We start from the raw sequence: 23624 nt of genomic DNA on the forward strand, positions 1-23624 counted from the left end.
AATAATAAAAATACTTGACTCTAGGTCTAATCTTTGGCTTCCTTAGTTAATTTTGTATCGCGTTCTAAAACGGGCTTTAAGTATTGGCCAGTATAGCTTTCTTTAACCTGAGCTACTTCTTCTGGCGTACCGGTTGCTACAATATTGCCGCCGCCTTCACCGCCTTCGGGTCCAAGGTCAATTAGCCAGTCGGCATTTTTAATTACATCTAAATTATGTTCGATAATTAAAACCGTATTTCCTTCATCTACTAACCGCTGCAACACTTCCAACAAACGCTTAATATCATCCGTATGAAGGCCAGTAGTCGGCTCATCTAAAATATAAAAGTTTTTACCAGTTGATAATTTTTGCAATTCTGCAGCTAGCTTCATTCTCTGAGCTTCACCACCGGATAAAGTTGTCGCGGACTGACCCAGCTTTACATAGCCTAAACCAACATCCACAATAGTCTGCAATTTACGTTCAATCTTCGGAATATTTTCAAAGAATTTGCATGCTTCATTGATGGTCATATCCAGAACTTGAGCAATATTCTTTTCTCGATAAGTCACTTCCAGCGTTTCTGAGTTATAGCGCGTCCCATGACAAACTTCACAAGGTACATAGACATCCGGCAAGAAGTTCATTTCAATTTTAATAATTCCGTCACCGTGACAAGCTTCACAGCGTCCGCCCTTAACGTTAAATGAAAAGCGGGCCTTGGTATAGCCTCGCATTTTAGCTTCATTGGTTTGGGCGAACAAGGTTCTAATATCATCAAATACACTGGTATAAGTTGCAGGGTTGCTCCGAGGAGTTCGTCCAATCGGACTTTGGTCAATATCAATTATTTTTTCAATATTCTTGTAGCCACGAATCGACTTGTATTTACCAGGTTTAGTAGAATTATTATTTAATTTTTGTGCTAAAGCACGCTTCAAAATCATATTCACTAAAGTGGATTTACCAGAGCCAGAAACACCACTCACCACAATGAATTTCCCTAATGGAAAATCAACGTCGATATTCTTTAAATTGTTTTCTTGTGCACCGGTAATTGTAATCTTTTTACCATTGCCCTTGCGTCTAGTTAAAGGAACTGGGACAAACTTTTTGCCAGAAAGATACTGTCCAGTTAAAGACTTAGGATTTTCTTCAATCTCTTTTGGCGTTCCTTGTGCCATCACTTTACCACCGTAAACACCGGCACCTGGGCCCATATCAACCAAATAATCAGCTTGGCGCATTGTTTCATCATCATGTTCCACCACAATTAAAGAATTGCCTAAATCACGCATTCTCTTAAGCGATGCGATCAAACGATCATTATCTCGCTGGTGCAAACCAATTGAAGGTTCATCTAATACATACATAACGCCAGACAAATTGGAACCAATTTGCGTAGCTAAACGAATACGTTGGGCCTCCCCACCAGATAAAGTATTAGCTGAACGAGACAATGTTAAGTAATCAAGACCTACGCTATCTAAGAATGACAAACGATCCCGCACTTCTTTTAAAATTGGTTTTGCAATCATTGTCTCTTGTTCGCTTAACTTAACACCCTTAAAGAAATTCAAGGCCTTGTTAATTGATAAATCTGAAGCTTCTGCAATGCCCTTGCCCATTACCTTAACTGCTAAAGCTTTTTCATTAAGACGTTTGCCATGACAAGTTGAACAGGTTAGTTCTGTCATATATTTACCCATTACATCACGCATAAATTTGGACATTGGTCGTCTGTAGCGTCTTTCAACATTATCCATTACGCCTTCAAATGGCTGCGTAGTATCATTAACGCCAAAATCTCCTGTCACATGAAATTTAACTTTTTTAGTTGAACCATGCAAAATTATGTCTTTTTGTCTTTTAGTAAGCTTGCTAAAGGGTTTATCCATTGGAATCTTTAATGCAGCACAAGCTTGCTCCAGCATTTCAGTATAATAATTGGAATTTTTCCATGGTGCAAGTGCCCCTTCAGCTAAGGTTTTGCTTTTGTCGGGTACAACTAAATCTTCATCAACCGCTAATTTCATCCCTAAACCGTCACAATCGGGACAAGCACCAAATGGAGCATTGAATGAAAATAGTCTTGGTTCCATTTCGCCGACAGTGAAGCCGCACTTTGGGCAGGCATAATATTCTGAGAAATTGAGCATCTTGCCGCTAATGACATCAACATTCATATAGCCATCTGATAAGCGCAATGCTGCTTCAACGGAATCAAATAATCTAGACTTAATGCTTGGCTTAACAATTAAACGATCAACTACGATATCAATTGAATGACGCTTATTCTTTTCCAAAGCAAATTCTTCGCCAATCTCATGCATCTCGCCATCAACAATTACCCGAACATAACCAGCACGTTGAACTCGCTTAAAGACTTCTTTATGTTCACCACGTTTAGCTCTAACTACCGGTGCCAATAATTGAATTTTGCTTCTTTCAGGCAAAGCCATAATTCGATCAACCATTTGATCAACGGATTGACGCTCAATCAAAGTGCCATCATTAGGACAAACTGGATGCCCTACTCTAGCCCAAAGAAGACGCAAATAATCATTAATTTCAGTAACCGTACCCACAGTAGAACGCGGATTATGAGATGTTGTCTTTTGATCAATAGAAATCGCGGGATTTAGACCATCAATAGAATCAACGTCGGGTTTATCCATTTGACCCAAAAACTGTCTAGCATAGCTAGAAAGAGATTGCACATAACGGCGACGTCCTTCAGCATATAAAGTATCAAATGCCAGTGAGCTTTTGCCAGATCCTGACAAACCAGTAATTACGACAAGCTTATCTTTAGGGATCGTTAAATTAATATCTTTTAAATTATGTTCACGAGCACCGCGAATAACAATTTTATCATTTGCCATTAAAAGTCTTTCCCTTTCTAGTCTTAGGTTTTCTTGACGATTGCTGCAAATCCATAATAGCGTCCCGCAAATTGGCGGCCTCTTCAAAGTCTAACTTCTTAGCAGCTTCCTTCATTTGCTCCGTCAGATTCTTAATCATTGTCTTCTTTTGTTTAGCCATCAACTCATCAAAGTTTAAATCAGCAAAACTATCTGATTTTTCATCCTTAGCTTTACTATCTGGCTTAGTAATTGAAATGATATCTTGCACTGGTTTAATAATCGTCTTCGGTGTAATACCATGCTCTTTATTAAACTCTTCCTGAATTTTACGTCTACGCTTAGTTGCCTTAATAGCGGCCTTCATGGAATCCGTAATCGTATCAGCATACATGATTACTTCACCATTGGCGTTACGAGCAGCTCGTCCCATCGTCTGAACAAGCGGCCGGTACGCACGCAGGAATCCTTCTTTATCAGCATCCAGAATGGCAACTAAGGAAACTTCTGGGACATCAATTCCTTCACGCAACAAGTTAATTCCAATCAACACATCAAACCTGCCTAAACGCAAATCACGTAAAATCTGCATTCTTTCTAGCGTCTTAATATCTGAGTGCAAATAGCGGACCTTAATACCTAAATCTTTTAGATAATCGGTTAAGTCTTCCGCCATTTTTTTAGTCAAAGTAGTTACAAAGACACGCTCATTGCGATCGATTCGTTTATTAATTTCACCAACTAAATCATCAATCTGCCCTTCAATCGGCCTTACTTCAATCTTCGGATCAAGCAGCCCAGTCGGCCGAATAATCTGTTCAACCTTATGATCCGTACGCTCCAATTCATAATCACCAGGCGTAGCCGATACATATAAAATCTGATTTACATGTTTTTCAAATTCGGATAGCTTCAATGGTCGGTTATCTAAAGCCGATGGCAAACGAAAACCATAATCAATCAAGGTCTTTTTACGGTTGCAGTCTCCATTGTACATGGCCCGAATTTCAGGCATGGTAGCATGAGACTCATCAATTAAAATCAAAAAATCATCCGGGAAGAAATCTAGCAAGGTATAAGGTGGCTCGCCTGCTTTTCTGCCTTCCATATGACGAGAATAATTTTCGATCCCGTTGGTATAGCCAACTTCGCCCATCATTTCCATATCATAGGTGGTCCGCTGCTTGATTCGTTCAGCTTCCAGCAGTTTGCCTTCACCTTCAAATTTCTTAACCTGCAGCTTCATTTCTTTAGAAATCGCCTTTAAAGCGCGACGCATTTGTTCATCGTTAGTCATAAAGTGCGTAGCTGGGAACAGCGAAATACTTTCTCTTTCTCCGATCACTTCACCAGTTAAAGAGTCAACTTCTACTATCCGATCAATTTCATCACCAAAGAATTCAATCCGATAAGCATGATCAGAATTGCCAGCTGGGAAAATTTCGACAACATCGCCACGAACACGGAAACGACCACGCTGAAAATCAATATCGTTACGGTCATACTGCAAGTTCACTAAATCGCGCAATAGAGTATTACGTTCATATTCTTGCCCTTCATGAATCATCAATACGCTTCTAGCATATTCCTTTGGATCACCCAAACCATAAATGCAAGAAACAGATGCAACGACCACGACATCATTACGTTCCATTAATGCGGAAGTAGTCGCATGTCGCAATTGATCAATTTCATCATTAATGGCTGAATCTTTTTCAATATAAGTATCAGATTGTGGTACATATGCTTCTGGCTGATAGTAATCATAATAAGAGACAAAATATTCTACTGCGTTATGTGGAAAGAAACTCTTAAACTCCCCGTACAACTGTCCCACCAAAGTTTTATTATGAGTAATCACTAAAGTTGGTTTATTTAAGTTGGCGATAATATTGGCCATAGTAAAGGTCTTACCTGTACCCGTAGCACCTTCCAAGATTTGTTCTTTATAACCCTTTTTAAAACCGGCCGTTAATTTATCAATCGCCTGCTGCTGATCACCAGCAGGTTTAAACTTAGATACTAATTCGAATTTGCGATCTTTTTGTCGTTTAATCATGGTAAAAAACTCCTCATGAAAAAAGTTGGACCTGATTGTCCAACTTTTTAATTAGTATTTATATTTTACTACCGCGAACGTGCTTTCGCACGGAATATGCTCATTTATTTAAGTAATTCAGCTAATACAGCTTGATAATCCTTAGCAGCCTTTTCTGCAGTTGCAATATCCTTCTTGTTAACCCCAACATAGGCCTTAATTACAGGTTCAGTACCTGATGGACGAAGAGCAACCCAAGTTTCATCATCTAATAAATACTTCAAAACGTTTGATTCTGGGAAGCCTTCAAGTGGAGTTGCCTTGCCATTTTCAATCGTTTCTTTCTTCAAGAAGTCTTGAATTTTAAGTACCTTGCTGCCACCAATTTCAGTCAAGTGTTCATTGCGAAGCTTGCTCATTAGAGCGGCCATCTTCTTTTGACCACCAATACCAGGCATCTCAATTGCCTTAGTGATTTCATAAGCAACACCGTATTTCTTCCAGATCTCTTGTAAGCCATCAAAGACGGTCATGCCCTTAGAAGCATAGTAGCTAGCGACTTCCGCAAACATCAAAGCCCCTTGCATAGCATCTTTATCACGGGCAAATGGTTTAAACAAATAACCATAGCTTTCTTCAAAGCCCATTAGGAACTTAGCATCCCCAGCCTTCTTCATGCGATCAACTTCTTCACCAATGTACTTGAACCCAGTCAAAACGTGCTTAGTCTTAATGCCAAAGTCTTTAGCAATCTTAAATGGCAAAGCACTTGAAACAACGGAAGTGACAATTTCGTAATCAGGGGTTAATTGACCATTTTCCTTCATATGAGCCAACAAGTAGTATGCCATTAAAGTAGCAATTTGGTTACCAGTTAAAACTTGGAAGTCGCCGTCGCTCTTACGAACAGCAGCACCCATTCTGTCGGCATCAGGGTCAGTAGCAATGATCACATTAGCATTAACCTTATCAGCTAGCTTAAAGCCGGGCTTAAACACATCACGGTATTCAGGATTTGGCTTAATCGTAGTTGGAAATTCTGGGTCAATAATTGATTGACTTGGAACAGGAATTACATTGTCAAAGCCACCTTGTCTAAAGGCACGATCATAAAGCATCTTGCCTGTACCATGAAGTGGGGTATAAATGATCTTCAGCTTGTCGGCATTAGCTTTGACCATCTCTGGGTCAACGGTAACTTCCTTCAATTCATTTAAGTAATCTTCATCAACATCTTCACCAATTAATTGCAATGTGCCGTTTGCACGCAATTCCTTAACTGGCGTAGCCTTAACGTCAAAAATATCAGTTACCTTTTGAGCGTAGCTAAACAAACGATCAGCTGGTTCAGGAGCCATTTGCGCACCATCTTCGCCATATACCTTATAGCCATTATATTGCTTAGCATTATGAGAAGCGGTAATATTGATTCCCGCAAAAGTATGCAAATGACGAACGGCATAAGATAACTCTGGAGTTGGTCTCAAGTCATCAAACAAATAAACGTGAATGCCATGTGCACCAAGTACACGAGCTGCATGTTCAGCAAATTCTCTTGAATGATATCTTGAATCAAATGAAATGGCAACGCCACGCTTTTTAGCTTCTGCACCATTTTCATAAATCAAACGAGCAAGACCTTCAGTTACACGACCAACGGTAAATAAGTTGATTCGGTTAGTACCAGGTTCAAGACGCCCTCTCATACCAGCCGTACCAAAGTTGATGTCTTGACCAAAGGCATCATCAATCCATTTTTCATCTTTACCTAAAGTATCCAATTGATCCTTTAAATAATCTGGTAAATTAGTGGCTTGTTGCCATTGTTCATAAATTTCCTTAGCGTTCATTTTATCCTCTATTCATTCAATAATATGGATTTTTATAGCTGTCTTTTTATTCTATTTCTATTATCTAATAATCATTATAAGACTTATGCTTAATTAATTTAACTCAATTACAGATTAAATTTTTCAAAAAGTCCTTGTCTTGCAGCTAGCTTCTTGCCTAAATCATTTTTAACAATAATCTGACGCACTTGATCTGGTACGGCATAAAAGATGGCCTGACCGAAATTCAACTGATGTTCGCTTTCTGTTTTATTAAACCAAAACAAATTAACCTCTTTAGTATCGTAACGAACTATTGCTGTTAAATTCTGGGTGGTACTGATTATGCCAATTCTACCATCAACTAAAAGTCGATTTTTTCGTCTTCTTCGACACCATAGCTGCGTAATTTGCTCCAATTTTGCACTTTCTCTATTCCAAGGAAAATATGCTCGATTCTGTGGATCTTTACCTCCGCTTAAACCAGCTTCATCCCCATAATAGATGCACGGCACACCCGGAAGTATCATCATAATCGCCAATGCTAAAGCAACCAGATCTTCGTTTTCGCCCAATTCATTCTTAATGCGGGCAGTATCATGGGTACCAATATTGTTTAAACAGTTCTTCAAAAATGCTGCTGGATAGTCTTCGACAATACGTAAATATCGATCAATAATTCGCATTGCTTCTTCGTGATCCTGTGAACGCAAGATTTCTAAAATAAAGTTACGAACAGGATAATTCATCGTACCAGTTAAATTGTCGCCACTTGTATATGTCCTCAGTTCATTATTAACATACTTATGGCTGGCATCTTCCCAGACTTCACCAATTAGAACCTGACAATCCAATGCACTTAATCGTCTTCTAATCTGTCGCAAAAATTCCATGGGCAGTTCATCTGCTATATCTAGACGCCAACCGTCGACTCCTAGGCTAGTCCATTTGACTAATACCCCATCTTCACCATAAATCAGATTTTGATAACCAGGATTTGCTTTATTTACTTTAGGCAAATTAGTGATTCCCCACCATGAATCATATTCTGTGGGGTAATTCGTGAAATGAAACCAAGAATAATACGGACTAGCCTTACTCTTAATTGCCTCTTGAAAATAGTGACTATGATCACCAACATGATTAAAGACGCCATCTAAAATCAAGTGCATGCCATTTTTATGCAACGCATGTACTAAACTAATGAAATCAACTTCAGTCCCCAGCATAGGATCAATTTTCATAAAATCATTAGTATCATAACGGTGACTGCTTTCTGCCCAAAAGATAGGATTTAAATAAACAATGGTAACTCCTAATTTCTTTAAGTAAGGAATTTTTTGCTCAATTCCTTTTAGATTACCGCCAAAAAAATCCCAGCGCACAACATGACCTTTTTCATCTTTGACATAGAAAGGAGTATCTTCTTCAGTTGCATAGATAAAACTATTTTTCTTTTTCCCCAGGATTTCGCCATGCGGATTACCATTATTAAAACGGTCCGGAAAGATCTGATAAACAATTCCATCTTGATACCAATCTACTTGTGGAACCTCTTCATCATAGCAAGTTAACTGATATTGCGCTAAATTCTGATTGCTAGTAACCAGCTCGCCTTCACCACCAAGTGCTTCCTGATAATAAGATATTTGATTGCTTTGCTTTATTTCAAAATAATAATGATATAAACCCGATGTACCAATCGTTACCTGTACTTGGTAAGTCTGCTCATCTGTCTTTTTCATTGGATATGGTACAGGTGTTTCTTCAGCCTTAGTGAGCCATAAATTAATATAATCAACCGGTTCATCAATTTTGACTCTCCAAGTCACTGTAGTTCTAGCCTTAATCGCTCCAAAAGGACTCTTATATTCTGTATCCCAAGCGTTATATTTAATCTTCATTAATTAAGCTTCTTCAAGCCCCAAATGTCTTTAGCATAACGGGCAACAGTATTATCTGCGTTAAATTCTTCTGAATGAGCTATATTAACCAAAGCCTTTTGAGCCCAGCTGCGTTGATCATGCCAGTTTTCTTCAATCTTCTTTTGTGCTTGCAAGTAGCTTTCAAAATCAGCTAAAACCAAGAATTCTTCATTTTCTTGTAAGAATGAATCATATAAAACTCTGCCTTCATTAGCTGCCTTACTAAAACTACCATCAATTAAAGCATCAACAGTTTCCTTCATGACTTGATCAGAGTTGTACATATCCCTTGGCTTATAATCATGCTTATTATAATAGTCATAGACTTGATCCTTATTCAAACCAAAGATAAAGATATTATCTTGTCCTACTGCCTTAGCAATATCAACATTAGCACCATCCATTGTCGCTACAGTCAATGCACCGTTAGCCATAAGTTTCATGTTACTAGTCCCACTAGCTTCTTTCGTAGTAGTAGAAATTTGTTCACTGATATCAGCCGCTGGAATGATCTTTTCGGCTAAAGTAACGTCATAATTTTCAAGGAAAATAACCTTCAACTTGCCATGAATGCTTGCATCATTGTTAATGACATTAGCTACTTCGTTGATAACTTTGATGACATCTTTAGCATAAGTATAGCTTGGAGCAGCCTTAGCACCGAAGATAACCACTCTCTTAGGATGATCAATGCCGTTCTTCAAGTCATGGTAAAGCTTAATAATGTGCAACAATTTCAAGGTTTGCCGCTTGTATGCATGAAGTCGCTTGATTTGTACATCGAAGATAGCAGTTGGATCTACAGTAATCCCCGTTGTCTTCTTAATAAATTTAGCTAATTTTTCTTTATTTTCTAACTTAATTTCGTTAATCTGCTTTAAAACTTTAGCATTCTTGTATGAATCTTGCAAAAGCAGCATCTTAGCGGAATCAGTCCGCCAATCTCGCCCAACAGTTTGATCAAGCAATTTAGACAACTTTGGATTGGCAATCTGCAACCATCTGCGCAAAGTAATTCCATTAGTCTTATTGTTAAAGCGTTCTGGATAAAGTTCGTAGAATTCTTTCAATACTTCAGTTTCAAGCAAGTGAGTATGCAAAGGTGCAACGCCATTAACCGAGTGAGAACCAATAATTGCTAAGTGGGCCATTTGCACATTGCCGTTATTAACGATGCGTGTATCATTAATAACGCTTTCTGCAACCTTACCAGTCAAAGAAATGACATAGCGTCGATCGATTTCGGTAATAATCTGCATAATTCTTGGCAATAATTGAGTCATCATATTAATGTCCCATTTTTCCATTGCCTCTGCCATAATCGTATGGTTGGTATAACTTATTACCTGTACGGTAATCTTCCAAGCTTCATCCCAATCAATGTGGTACTCATCTACTAACAGCCGCATTAACTCAGCTACAGCCATAGCTGGATGAGTATCATTAATATGAACTGCAACGTACTTAGGCAAATTATGCATATCATTTTGCTTAAGATCCTTAGTGTAGTAACGCAAAATGCTCTGCAAACCAGCTGAAACAAAGAAGTATTCCTGCTTCAAACGTAATAAACGACCACTATAACTTGAGTCATCTGGATAAAGAATCGAAGTTAAATCCTCTACTTTACGTCGATCATCAATAGTAGGGTAATTAATTTCTTCTGATTCTGGAATTTCAGCATCCCATAAACGCATAGTGTTTACTATTCCAGTATGGTAGCCCACTACAGGGATGTCATATGGAACCGCCTTAATCGAATAACCACCATTATATTCCGGAGTCATCCAATTATCTTTTTGAACTAAGTTAACTTGTCCGCCAAAATGAACTAAGACAGACTTGTTGTCTCGCATAACTTCCCAATGATTATGCTTTTGCAACCAATCATTAGGCAATTCTACTTGATAACCATTTACAAACTTTTGCTTAAACAAGCCATACTTGTAATGAATACCGTTACCGTTGCCTACATAACCTGTCGAAGCTAAAGAATCCATAAAGGCTGCTGCTAAGCGTCCTAGGCCACCATTACCTAGAGCCATATCGGGTTCCTTAGCGGCAATATCGTCAAGATTCAAGCCTAAATCTTTAAGAGCTGATTTAACAGTATCCATCCAACCTAAGTTTAAAAGATTGCTTCGCAAGAGCGTTCCTGGTAAAAACTCAATTGAGAAGTAGTAAACCTGTTTTTTGCCTTCATGTGCTTCTTTAATTCTAGTTTCACGCCAATTTGGTGCATAGCCATCACGCAGAACATTGCTTAAGGCACTATATAGTTCGCCTAAACTAGCATGTTCCACATCAACAGCAAACTGACTATCGAGTTTTTGCTCTAACTCTTTCTTAAATTCTTCTTTTGTAATTTGCATAGATACTTCCTTAATCTACCAATTCTCCGTACATCCATTGGTAATCACTAGCGGATTTATGCCATGAAAAGTCTGACTTCATCGCCGTCCGTTGCATCTTAAACCAAATATCCTTTTCACCATAAGCAGCGAGCATGTTCTTAATTGCTTGGACCATTTGATAACCGCTAAATTCTTTAAAGCCGAAACCAGTCCCTTCATTTTTGGTCTTATCATATACCCAAACCGTATCAGCCAAACCACCAATTTGGTGGACTACTGGTAAAGTACCATAATGCAAAGCAATTAGCTGTGATAATCCACACGGTTCAAATGCGGAAGGCATGAGGAAACTGTCTGCACCAGCATAGATTCTTTGCGCAAGCTTAGTATCAAAAGCTAAAGTCAAACTCATCTTGCCTGGATGACGTTTAGCGATTTCACTTAAAGCATGTTCATAGAATGAATCACCATTACCTAAAATTGCAACTTGTACATTGAATTTCAAAATATTATCAAGCTCATCTACCAATAATTGACAACCTTTTTGGGCTGTTAATCTAGTAACCATCCCAATCAATGGAATATGAGCTGCCCGCTTTAAGCCTAGTTCTTTTTGTAAAGCGATCTTATTTTGCACCTTCTTGCGCAATTTTCTCACATTATAATCAGCTTTAATATCTGGATCAGTTTCTGGATTATAACGCTTGAAGTCAATCCCGTTCAAAATGCCAGTAACCTTGTGTGAGCACATCCGCAAGATACCATCTAAGCCTTGACCAAACTCAGGCGTTTGAATCTCACGTGCATACGATGGACTAACAGTCGTTACTCGATCAGCGTATAAAATACCCGTCTTCATCCAATTAACATCACCGCTTTGACGAACAATGCCGCTATCAAACCAATCATAGCCCATATTGAAGAAACCCGGTAATGTTTTGGCATTATATTTTCCTTGGAATTCTAGGTTATGGATAGTTAGAACTGTCTTAATACCTCGATATGCATCGACAAAGCCCCATTTTTCATGAAGCAAAAATGGAATGAAGGCTGTGTGATAATCATTACAATGCAAAATACTAGGAATAAAATTGAATCGCTCCATCATCATAATGACTGCTTGCTGGAAATAAGCGAATCGCTCGCCATCATCGTAATAACCATAAATTCCTGGACGCTTAAAGTAATACTCATTGTCAATAAAGAAGTATGTTACGCCGTGATGCTTATACGTAAAAATACCACAATATTGATTACGCCAGCCAACTGGTACGATAAAGTTTCCTTGGTATTGCATCTTTTGACGGTATTTATCTGGAATATCTTGGTAAAGCGGCAAAACTACGCCCACATCATCGCCACGTTCAGCTAATTCATTAGGTAATGCTCCTAATACGTCACCCAAGCCACCAGTTTTGACAAATGGTGCACATTCAGCACCTGCAAATAAGATTCTCAAAATTTATCCTCTATTTCTAATCCAATCGTCATTAACATCATCATATTTTCTGATTACAATTGGCTTTTCTAGAGTTCCTTTAATTGTAACGCCTGCTTCAATTGTAACGTCTTTATCCAAAATAGCATACTCAACATGAGCACCCTTTTTGATATTAACGCTCGACATTACAATCGAATTAAGAACCCAACTGTTTTTATCAATTTCTACGCGTCGTGAAATCACACTGTGCTTCACTTCACCGAATACCCGGCAGCCAGTCCCAAAAATGGAATTCTTCACGATTGAGCCGGCTGAATAATAATTTCCTACTTCATTTCTAATTCGAGTAATTACCTTTTGATTGCCTTGAAGCAAAGAAGCAAATTGCTTTTGATCCAGCATATCCATATTGGCATCGAAGTAACTCTTAATATCACGAATATTTCTTAGGTAGCCTGTATATTCATAAGCCGTTGATCTATATTTAGCTGCTAGGGCTGCCAAAAGTTTAGAAATATCTGCAGTTGAATCGCTCATTTGAGCCTTCTCAAGCTGCTTTAAAATCCAGTCGGTGTTTGCAATATAAATATTCAAGCTCAAAGTATATTCAAATTGCTTTTGCGTATCCATCATCTGCTGATTAGCCAAAATATTATTGTTATTATCTAGCACAAATACTTGATCATCAAAGGCTAAGCTATCATGCTTTACTTTTTTAAAGACACCAGTAATCTTGTTGCCATTTTCTTGGTGATAATGCAAAACTGATTGCAAATCAAAATTACCAACCATTTTATTGCCAATAAAGACAGCATAAGGGTAACTTGTCGTTTTTAAAAATTCGATGATATCAGCAAAATATGGCTCACCAGAAACTTGCCGCTGAATTATTTTTTGGTAAAAATCAATATATTGATACGAGCCGATCGTATCCAGTCCCCATTCTTTACCGCCACCTAAATGGTCAAAGTATGATCTGACCTTCTCTTGATTGATTAATGCATAAACATTGTTAATTCCGGCATTAACGATGCTTGACAATGGGAAGTCCATTAATCGATACTTACCTGCAAAAGCTAACGTTGATAGCGAGCGCTCATCCGTTAATGGCTTGAGTTCCTTATATTCATGTTGGTTGCTGAAAATGGCACTCATTTTATTATTCTTCATTTTGCAATACCCCTACTCTCTCTGAATTTCCAACTACAGCAATTTTACCCTTTTCATCTTCAACGACTGCGCCAGTACCAATTTCGGCGTTTTCACCGATAATCGCATGCTTAATTACCGCATTTTTACCAATCTTAACTCCAGGCATAATGACGGAATCGATAATCTGTGCACCCTTCTTCACGTCAACATTGGTTGACAAAATCGAGTGCTTAACAGTCCCATCAACGAAACAGCCATCAACTACCATTGAATTATCAATCTCAGCATTGTCAGTAATTACTTGAGGTGGTGCAATTGGGTCTTTAGAATAAATTCTCCATGAACGATCATAGAGATCCAAAGCATTATCAGTATCCAAAAATTCCATGTTGGCTGCCCATAATGAATCGATGGTACCAACATCCTTCCAATAACCCGAAAATGGATAAGCAAAAACACGTTCATCACTCTTTAAGTAGTATGGAATAACATCCTTACCAAAGTCGATCATGTCGTCATTAGTTGAAAAGGCGGTAGTTAAAACTTCACGCAATCTCTTCCAGTTAAAGATATAAATCCCCATAGATGCATGATTGCTTTGTGGATGTTCTGGTTTTTCACAAAATTCTATAATTCGATCACTTACATCAGTATTCATAATGCCGAAACGATGAGCTTCCTTCATCGACACATCAATTACCGCAACAGTTAAAGAAGCATTGTTCTTAATGTGATCTTCCAGCATTAATTCATAATCCATCTTGTAGATATGATCACCTGATAGGATTAATAAATACTCTGGATCTTGACGATCAATAAAATCAATGTTTTGGTAAATCGCATGAGCCGTACCTTGGAACCATTTGCTGCCACGACTATCTGTATACGGCTGCAAAATTGTAGCACTAGAATTCAATCCATCTAATCCCCAGCTAGCACCATTACCAATGTGATTGTTCAAGGTAAGAGGTTGATACTGCGTAATAATACCCACATCATGTACACCGGAATTTACGCAATTACTCAACGTAAAATCGATAATTCGATAACGACCACCAAATGGAACGGCAGGCTTAGCCTGATTCTGTGTTAACTTGCCTAATCTGGTTCCTTTCCCACCAGCTAAAATCATTCCCAGCATTTTATTCTTCATAATTATTACTTCCCTCCTCTTTGACTATGTTTGCGCCGTAGATGTCTCTTAATATTGACCTCTTTAGGTTTCAAGATCAATGCACTAAATCCAGGGACATCAAGTTCAACTTGATATTCCATATTCTTAAACTGCTTCTTTACCGTCGTGCAAATTTGCGCTGCTTGATTCCAATGACCACCAAACTCTACTCGAGCAGTATTCAACACTTCCTTGTACTCACCTGAATATGGCACGCCAATTGCAAACTTCTTTCGCTCTACCGGTGTAAAGTTCAGAATGATAACTAAGAAATCCTTTCTTCGCTTCCCTTGACGAATAAAAGATAGAACTGACTCATCCTTATTATCAGCATCAATTACCTTTAAAGCAGTTTCCTTTTGCTCTAATTGCCATAATGACGGCTCATCCAAATAGAATTGGTTCAAGACACGATCAAATCTTCGCATCTTATTATTCAAAGGATCTTGTAATTCAGACCATTCAAGTCCTTCATTAAAGCGCCATTCCAAGTATTGCCCAAATTCACTCCCCATAAACAAGAGCTTTTTGCCTGGATAGGTCATCAGCATGGTATATAAATTCCGCAATTGAGCAAATTGTTGATCACGCTTGCCCCACATCTTATTCATTAAACTTCGTTTACCATGCACAACTTCATCATGCGATAATGGCAAAACAAAATTTTCACTCATCCGATACATAAACGAAAAGGTGGCTAAATTGAAGTTGAATTTTCTAAATAAAGGATCCATTTCATAGAAACGTAAAACATCATTCATCCACCCCATATTCCATTTAAAATCAAAGCCTAACCCGCCATCTTCAATTCGGCCTGTAATCTTAACTTGAGCTGAACTTTCTTCAGCAATCATCAAATCCTCTGGATGCAAACCCTTCACCGTACGGTTCAGCTTATGCAAAAATTCAATCCCCTCTAAGTTACGATTGCCGCCATACTTATCTGGTTGCCATTGACCAGGCCCGCGATCATAATCGCGGTAAAGCATATTAGATACCGCATCTACACGCAGACCATCTAAATGATAATATTCTAGCCAGAATAATGCGCTTGAAAGCAAAAATGATTGTACTTGCGGCTTACCTAAATCAAAATTAAGTGCGCCCCAGCCTTTATTTTCAGCACGCCATTTTTCTGCAAATTCATAACAAGGCGTACCGTCATAATATGCCAAAGCATCATTATTAATACAAAAATGCCCTGGTACCCAATCGCAAAAAACTCCGATATTATGCTGGTGACAAGCCTCTACGAAGTCTTGCAATTCACTAGGCGTACCATATGTACTACATAATGCAAAATAGCCCGTTGCCTGATACCCCCAAGAAGCATCAAGTGGATGCTCAGTTAATGGCAGAAATTCAATATAATTAAAACCTTGTTTTTGCACATAAGGAATTAATTCTTTTTGTAAATCTTTCAATGTATAAAGTGAACCATCAGCATGTCTCTTCCATGAGCTAGCGTGCACTTCATAAATATTGATTGGCCTAGCAAAATGATTCATCTGCTTGTTTCTGCCAATCCAAGCAGCATCGTGCCAGTGCTTTTCTGGCAAATTCGCTACAACTGCAGCATCCCCCGGACGATGTTCAAATTGCGTTGCCATTGGATCAATCTTCATGACTTCTGTACCATCAGCTTGCTTAACCAAAAATTTATAAAGTTGGCCAATCTGGGGCTGATCAGTAATGACTGTCCAAATTCCTTGTTCATTTTCTGACATTGGCAAAGTCTTTTGCCAATCATTAAAGTCGCCAACTAACCAAACTTGGCGTGCTTTTGGTGCCCAAACACTGAACCTGAAGTTACGATCTATCTGATGACAACCCAAAATATCCTGTAGCTGAAGCTCAGTACCAGCGCCGAATTTGCGATACCGTTCTTCAAGAATTTCCATAAATACCTCTTCCTTTTAAAATGAATGCGCTTTCCACTTTTAATATACCACTATTATAAGACTTTATTTATAATATAGGCTCTATAATTTTTCCTGTTGATGACTTATCAATATGATAAGCTGTTAACAGGTTTTTTATTGCATAAAAAAGGAGGACATAGTCCCCTGTAATAAAAAATCTATCCTACTAAACATTTTATAAATAAAGGTGTGTTTCTATGTCCTCTTTTAATCATTGTATTAAATTTGATCTTGATATTAAAGAAAAAAATATTGTTTTCAAAGACTATTTCTACAAAATGGTCCAGATGAAAAAGCACAAAATCTATGAAGCAGAATTGATTCAGCCTGCTTGTCCTTACTGTGGCTCCTTGGCTCTCCTGCATAATGGACATCTGATTACCAACATTCGCTATTTAACAGCTAATGCCAGCCATCCAGTAACTATTAGACTGGCTAAGCAGCGAGTTAGATGCCGTGATTGCAGTCGCTGGTCAATGGCCCAATCAGAATTGGCAAGCAAGTACTGTTCTATTTCTAATGCCTCTAAGCTAAAAATTTTGTCTGCGTTAACTGAAGATCGTTCGATGACCAGCATTGCCAGAGAAAACAATGTTTCTGTCAACACGGTTCAAAGAGTTTTAGGCAGCTGCTCTCACCGTTTCCTTGACAGCTATGAGTATCTGCCAGCTCATTTGGCTTTCGATGAATTCAAAGGCGTTGATCGTCAGCTGCACTTTATCTGCTTAGACGGCGATAGTCATCAAGTCGTGCAGATTCTTAGAACGCGTTATAAGAAGAATCTGCTTAAGTATTTTGGACGTTTTTCGCCTCAAGCCAGAGCCAACGTTAGAACCGTTACGATGGATCTCAACTTTTACTATCAGGACATTGTCAGAGCCTGTTTCCCTAATGCTCAGATTGTCATCGATCGCTTTCACATGATTCAAATGCTTACTCGTTCTTTTAACTCGCTCAGAGTTAAAGTCATGAAGACCTTTGATAAAAGATCCAGACAGTATCAGCTGCTCAAATCTCCCTGGAAGCTATACTTGAAGAAATATGATGAATTGGAAAAAATTCATCCTCGCTACAACTGGCACTATAAAGACTGCTTAACACAAGCTCAAGTAGTCATGGAAGGCATCAGTGCCAATACTGCTTTAGAGAACTCATATAACCTGATGCAGAGTTTTATTCAAGCAATTGAAACAAACAACACTCAAGAGCTTAAATCATTGATTACCAGCAAAGATTCAATTGGAACCCTAATGCATAAGACGCTGCTAACTTTTAAATACAATCTAAAAGCGGTGCTTAACGGTGCGGCGCTGCCTTATTCTAATGGCTGTCTTGAAGGCTTCAACCGCAAAATCAAGCAAATCGAACGAACAGCTTTCGGCTATTCCAATTTTATCAATTTATTAACCAGAATTCGTTTAGAGGAAAATCAATATACAGAAAAAGAACCAAACATCCTTTTAATGACTGCCTGATTCTATTCATTTACTCTCTATCAACAGGATTTGACAAAGAGCCATAATATATATATAGCAACTGAATATGTTCTTTATTTTTTTGCAAAAAAATAAAAGGCATGCCTTCTCGACATGCCTTTTAGCATCTAATTTCTATCTTTCAAATCTTGATAATAGTTGTAAGCAGCTTGACCTGCCACACTGCCTTCACCGACTGCGTTAGCTATTTGCCGTAAGTCTTTTTCACGAACGTCACCTAATGCAAAGATGCCAGGCACCTTAGTCTTCATGTGATCATCAGTCACAATCCAGCCTTGGTCATCCAAAATACCCAGTTCTTTAAATGGAGCAGTTTGTGGAAGAACGCCAACGTAAATAAAAACACCAGCTGTAGGAAGTTCTTTTTCTTCCCCGGTTTCTTTATCACGGTACTTTATGCTTGTTACCCGATTGCCATCACCGACAATTTCTTCAGTTTGTGCATTCCAAACAAACTTCATCTTCTTGTTAGCAAATGCTCTCTTCTGCAAAGTTGGTTGGGCACGCAGTTCATCACGACGGTGAACCACAGTTACGCTTTTAGCTAATTGAGCTAGGTAGATTCCTTCTTCAATAGCAGAATCGCCGCCACCTATAACAGTGACATCTTCGTCTTTAAAGAATGCGGCATCACAAACGGCACAATAAGAAACACCCTTACCAGAATATTCTTCTTCACCGGGGACACCCAAATGACGATGATCGGAACCAGTTGCGATAATTAGAATCGGCGCACGATATTCATGATCATCGTCTGTCTTAATTACCTTCTCATTGCCATCAAGCGCAACTGTTTGAACATTGCCATACTTATAATCAGGTTCAAACTTCATCAGAGTATCGTACATCTTCTGACTAAGTTCTGGACCCTTAATCTCAGTAAAACCAGGATAGTTGTCAATGGCATCAGTGTTGTTCATCTGTCCGCCATATGGTCCACGATCTAGCACTAATACATTTAAATTGGCACGAGCGGCATACAAGGCAGCTGTCATGCCACCAGGACCTGCTCCAACTACAATCACATCGTATTTATCGGCCATAATCTCGACTCCTTTACTTACTTTTTATAAGTATAATACAATATCTTCAACTAATTGCCAAGTTTATTGCCTAATTAAAGACGGATTTCTGGCTTAGGTTCTCTACCCATCATCTTTTTAATTTCAGTAGCAACATCTGCATTTTCATAAAGAACGCGGTAAATGGCATCGCTAATTGGCATATCAATGCCCTTTTCTTCGCTAAGTTCATGAACAGCCTTAACGGTAGTAGCACCTTCAACTACTTGACCCATATTCTTCAAGACATAATCCAAGCTCTTGCCCTCACCAATTTGTTTACCAGCACGCCAATTACGTGAGTTGACTGAAGTACAAGTTACGATCAAGTCACCAATACCTGACAAGCCGCTAAAGGTCATTGGCTTAGCACCAAAGTAGTTAACGCCTAAACGAGTAATTTCTGCTAAACCTCTAGTCATCAAAGCAGCCTTAGCATCATCACCGTAACCTTGACCTACCAAAATACCTGCAGCAATCGCAATTACGTTCTTAACAGCACCGCCAACTTCAACACCAATTAAATCATCGTTAGTATAGAAACGAACGTAATCATTAGAGAACAGCTTTTGTACTTTCTTAGCATTATTTTCATCAGTTGAAGCACACGCAATAGCAGTTAAATCTTTTTGCGCTACATTTTCGGCATGACTTGGTCCAGAAATAGCAACAATTTTATCACTATCATTTGGATAAATTTCTTCGGTTAAAATTTCAAAAATAAGTTTCTTAGTACCTGGTTCAATTCCTTTGGTAGCAGTGACTAAGAGTGGCTTAGCACCGGTTTTATCCAAAACTTTGCGCACATTCTTAGCTACAATTCTAACAGCCTTGGTTGGCAAAACGAACAAAACCAATTCTGCGCCATCAAGCGCTTCTGCCAAGTCTCCAGTAGCCTTAGCTGTCTCGTTTAATTTCCAGTCTTTCATATAGTGACTATTAGTATGAGTCTTATTGATTTCTTCATTGACGCTATCAATATTTCCGTAAAGGGTTACTTCATTGCCGTTATCAGCGAGCATTGAACCTAACACAGAACCCCATGAACCATTACCTAAAACTGCAATCTTTGTCATTTTTTCTCTCAAACTTTCTAACTAATTTTCTAATTTTTCTTTATTAATCTCTAGTATACGGATATTTTAACCCGCTACCATCTAAATACCATTTTGGTTTAACAACTTTACGCCGATAAATCCATAAAATTATTGTAGCAATAAAAAGGACTAAACTTAATGCTTGTGATACACGTATTATACCAAAAATGTATAGACTATCTGTCCTCATACCTTCTACAAAAAATCTAACTACGCTGTACCAAAGCAAATAAGTCATAAAAACCTCGCCTTGCTTAAACAAATGCTTGCGGTGACGCAAAGATAAAATTAGGATTAACCCAATTAAATTAAAGAAAGATTCATACAAATATGTTGGTTGATAATACGTACCACCAATTTTCATTTGCTGAATAACGAATTCAGGTAAATGCAAACTCTGTAGAAACTGTAAACTAATCGGGGCACCGTGGGCTTCCTGATTAACAAAATTCCCCCAGCGACCTAGGATTTGGGCAGCCATTACCCCCGGAGCAATAATATCCAGCATCAAAAATGGCGGGAGCATCCTTTTATAACAAAATACCAGCAAGACAATTAAACCTGCAATTAAACCACCATAAATTGCGATCCCACCTTGCCAGATCGCAATAATCTGTTCAGGATGGCGAGAATAATAACCCCATTCAAAGATAACGTAGTAAATACGCGCTCCTACATAGCCAAGCGGTACAGCCCACAAAAGCAGATCGACAAAATCATCACTAATGATTTGTCTTTTTTTGCCTTCATTAATCGCCATCCAAGCAGCTAAAACGATAGCTACAGCCATTATTATACCGTACCATTTAACGCTCAGACTGCCAATTTGAAAAGCTACTGGATTAATGATCAAATTAATCATCGTGGTGAACCTTATCCTTGTCTTCCTTTGAGTGCTCTGAGATTAAACTAGTTAAATTATTATCAAAAGTTTGTGTCGCATCAAAGCCCATCTTCTTAGCTCTAAAGTTCATTGCAGCAACTTCGATAATAATTTCTAGGTTACGCCCAACTTTAACCGGAATATTAACCTGTGGAATCGCTACGTTGCAGATTTCACGCGTATTTTCTTGGAAACCTAGGCGATCATAATTAGCTTTAGGGTCCCAGTTGACTAAATTAATTACCAATTGAATTTCGGTTCTATTTTTAACAGCACCTGCACCAAATAAGTTCATCACATCAATGATGCCGATTCCTCTAATCTCCATCAAATGCTTTAAAATTTTCGGTGCCTCACCTACGACCGTATTATGATCTTTTTGGAAGGCATCGACCCGATCATCTGCGATTAATCTATGTCCACGTTGTACTAAACCTAAGGCTGTTTCAGATTTACCTACGCCAGATGCTCCTATTAAAAGGACACCCATACCTTTAATTTCGACTAAAACGCCATGAACGCTCGTTCTCTTAGCTAACCGCGCACGTAAATACTCAGTTAGGATACTAGATATATAAGTAGTTGACTCTCGCGTCCGCAGAATTGGAATTTGCGCTTCCTCTGCAGCAGTCGATAACTCCTCAGGTACAGGCAAGGATCTCGAAACTAGAAAACACGGTGTAGCCTCAGTAGCCATCTTATTAAAGACATGCGTTCTAATATCATGGTCTAGTCGCGCCGCATAAGAAATCTCTGTTCGACCTAGCAATTGAATACGTTGAGCAGGATAAAAATCAAAATATCCTGTTAATTCTAGTCCTGGACGATAAATATCCGAAACATAAATTTCAGAGTCTTGCACATATTCTGCACCTTGATATACTTCAAGAATGCTTTTATTATCTTGAATTAATTTTGCTAATTTAACTTCAGTAACCATAGGAATCTTCCCCCTAACTATTTATCGACATCTTTTGTAGTGACATTACGAGCTTTTTTTCTAGTAGGATTATGTGTTGAATTTTCTTTCTTAAACCAGTCATAATAACTACCGCTGCTTGGCATGCTAGCTTTATTCTTTCTCCCGGTAAACCAACCGATCAGCCAAATTAAAGCAATAGCAATTAGACCAACAGGTAATAAAAAGATGAATGCCTTAAAAAAGACGAATAATAAACTTAAGATAATTAATGCTATAAATACTAGCAATACAATTCCCCAAAAACTCATTTTTTCACCTATTCCGGATTCTCTTGACTAAGTAACCATTGCAAATATGCATAAATAAACGGTTGTAGTTTTCCATCCATTACACCATTTGCATCGGCAGTCTCATAGCCAGTACGCAAATCTTTGACCAAGTTATAAGGATGGAAAACATATGACCTAATCTGCGAGCCCCAGCCGATTTCTTTTTGATCACCCTTTAACGCTTGTTTTTGCTTACGCTTTTTCTCTTCTTCTAAATGGAAAAGCTTAGCTCTCAACTCATTCATCGCCGTCTCACGATTTTGCAGTTGTGAACGCTGCGCCTGCGAAGTAGTAACAATTCCTGTTGGCAAGTGAGTAATTCTAACCGCACTAGAAGTCTTGTTAATGTGCTGACCACCAGCACCACTAGAACGATAAACATCAATTCGCAGATCTTTAGGATTAATATCAATTTGAATACTGTCATCTACTTCTGGAATTACTTCCACTGAAGCAAATGAGGTATGCCGTCTTTTAGCAGCATCAAATGGCGAAATTCGCACTAACCGATGCACGCCATTCTCTGACTTAAGCATTCCGTAAGCATTTTTACCTACAATTCTTGCACTTACGCTTTTAAGGCCGGCTTCTTCACCAGGTTCATAATCGTTAATTTCAAATTTAAAACCTGCTGTATCACAATAGCGCTGATACATTCTTAAGAGCATCTGTCCCCAATCCATTGCTTCAGTACCACCAGCACCAGGATGGATTTCTAATAAGGCATTATGACTATCATATTTGCCTGATAAAAGTAAATCTAACTCATAATTATGAAATTCTTCTTGCAAAGAGTCTAAATCTGCCTCTACTTCTTTTTGCAGTTCAGTATCAGGTTCCTCTCGCAATAATTCAAGCGCGGTTGTTTCATCTTCGTAGCCCTTTTTCAGCTTTAAAAATGAATCACGCTTTTCTTTTAATATATTGTTATCACTAATTAATTTTTGGGCTTTGTCCTGATCATCCCAAAAATCAGGTTGGGCCATCTTGGCTTCATTAATCTCAATGCTTTCATCAATCGCATCTAAGTCAAAGAGACCCCCTAAAGTGATTTAAACGCTTCTTTAATTCGTCTAACGCACTTTGAATTTCACTAATTTCCATCTTTTCTCACCTTTATGACAAAAAAGGGAAGCTGTTAACTCCCCCTTCTTT

General features: G+C 38.4%; 16 protein-coding genes. 1 reads left to right on the forward strand and 15 read right to left on the reverse strand.

The genetic code is table 11. From position 1 onward, the window contains the following. Nucleotides 1-26: 26 nt before the first annotated feature. The 9 genes from uvrA to glgB form a co-directional block, all read right to left on the reverse strand. Entirely contained in the window at nt 27-2867 is a 2841-nt protein-coding gene (uvrA, locus tag ICI50_RS07290; RefSeq protein ID WP_056941077.1) for an excinuclease ABC subunit UvrA, read from the reverse strand. Next, complete coding sequence (gene uvrB / locus ICI50_RS07295; RefSeq protein WP_013854444.1) at nt 2857-4905, reverse strand: excinuclease ABC subunit UvrB; 2049 nt, start codon at nt 4903-4905, stop codon at nt 2857-2859. Before uvrB ends, uvrA begins: the two co-directional genes overlap by 11 nt. 104 nt (nt 4906-5009) lie before the next feature. Next, nucleotides 5010-6734 carry a phospho-sugar mutase gene (locus tag ICI50_RS07300; protein WP_013854445.1) on the reverse strand — a complete coding sequence of 575 codons (1725 nt, stop codon included), beginning with the start codon at nt 6732-6734 and terminating at the stop codon, nt 5010-5012. 107 nt (nt 6735-6841) lie between these two features. Next, on the reverse strand, nt 6842-8617 hold the full coding sequence (locus ICI50_RS07305) for a glycoside hydrolase family 13 protein (RefSeq protein ID WP_056941076.1): 1776 nt from the start codon (nt 8615-8617) through the stop codon (nt 6842-6844). After that, a complete protein-coding gene (locus ICI50_RS07310; protein ID WP_054640146.1) occupies nt 8617-11010 on the reverse strand; it encodes a glycogen/starch/alpha-glucan phosphorylase in 2394 nt (797 codons plus the stop codon). The genes ICI50_RS07305 and ICI50_RS07310 overlap by 1 nt, the downstream gene beginning before the upstream one ends. 10 nt (nt 11011-11020) lie before the next feature. Next, the gene (gene glgA / locus ICI50_RS07315; protein ID WP_188891410.1) at nt 11021-12451 is read right to left on the reverse strand and encodes a glycogen synthase GlgA; all 1431 of its coding nucleotides are present in this window, start codon (nt 12449-12451) and stop codon (nt 11021-11023) included. 3 nt (nt 12452-12454) lie between these two features. Then, complete coding sequence (gene glgD, locus ICI50_RS07320; protein ID WP_056941075.1) at nt 12455-13603, reverse strand: glucose-1-phosphate adenylyltransferase subunit GlgD; 1149 nt, start codon at nt 13601-13603, stop codon at nt 12455-12457. Further along, entirely contained in the window at nt 13593-14738 is a 1146-nt protein-coding gene (locus ICI50_RS07325) for a glucose-1-phosphate adenylyltransferase (protein WP_013854450.1), read from the reverse strand. Before ICI50_RS07325 ends, glgD begins: the two co-directional genes overlap by 11 nt. A 5-nt stretch (nt 14739-14743) precedes the next feature. Continuing rightward, nucleotides 14744-16660, reverse strand: coding sequence for a 1,4-alpha-glucan branching protein GlgB (glgB, locus tag ICI50_RS07330; RefSeq protein ID WP_013854451.1), 1917 nt, complete (start codon nt 16658-16660; stop codon nt 14744-14746). Nucleotides 16661-16878: 218 nt separating this feature from the next. Here glgB and ICI50_RS07335 point away from each other — a divergent pair, with 218 nt between their 5' ends. Beyond that, nucleotides 16879-18156: an ISL3 family transposase gene (locus ICI50_RS07335; protein ID WP_188891411.1), complete on the forward strand. Its 1278-nt coding sequence runs from the start codon at nt 16879-16881 to the stop codon at nt 18154-18156. Between the two features lie 128 nt (nt 18157-18284). On the opposite strand, the gene trxB is transcribed toward ICI50_RS07335, so the two are convergent. The 6 genes from trxB to prfB form a co-directional block, all read right to left on the reverse strand. Next, nucleotides 18285-19220: a thioredoxin-disulfide reductase gene (gene trxB, locus ICI50_RS07340; protein ID WP_013854453.1), complete on the reverse strand. Its 936-nt coding sequence runs from the start codon at nt 19218-19220 to the stop codon at nt 18285-18287. Between the two features lie 74 nt (nt 19221-19294). Beyond that, nucleotides 19295-20314: an NAD(P)H-dependent glycerol-3-phosphate dehydrogenase gene (locus tag ICI50_RS07345; protein ID WP_013854454.1), complete on the reverse strand. Its 1020-nt coding sequence runs from the start codon at nt 20312-20314 to the stop codon at nt 19295-19297. 43 nt (nt 20315-20357) lie between these two features. Further along, a complete protein-coding gene (lgt, locus tag ICI50_RS07350; protein ID WP_013854455.1) occupies nt 20358-21197 on the reverse strand; it encodes a prolipoprotein diacylglyceryl transferase in 840 nt (279 codons plus the stop codon). Next, on the reverse strand, nt 21190-22158 hold the full coding sequence (gene hprK, locus ICI50_RS07355; RefSeq protein WP_056941234.1) for an HPr(Ser) kinase/phosphatase: 969 nt from the start codon (nt 22156-22158) through the stop codon (nt 21190-21192). Before hprK ends, lgt begins: the two co-directional genes overlap by 8 nt. Before the next feature lie 17 nt (nt 22159-22175). Further along, entirely contained in the window at nt 22176-22448 is a 273-nt protein-coding gene (locus ICI50_RS07360) for a hypothetical protein (RefSeq protein ID WP_013854457.1), read from the reverse strand. Between the two features lie 8 nt (nt 22449-22456). After that, nucleotides 22457-23573 (reverse strand): peptide chain release factor 2 gene (gene prfB, locus ICI50_RS07365; RefSeq protein WP_156398516.1). Its coding sequence is split into 2 segments (ribosomal slippage): nt 22457-23500 and nt 23502-23573, totalling 1116 coding nucleotides; the frame shifts between segments, so codons are not numbered across the junction. Nucleotides 23574-23624: the final 51 nt, after the last annotated feature.

Source organism: Lactobacillus kefiranofaciens (assembly GCF_014656585.1).
GTDB lineage: Bacteria > Bacillota > Bacilli > Lactobacillales > Lactobacillaceae > Lactobacillus > Lactobacillus kefiranofaciens.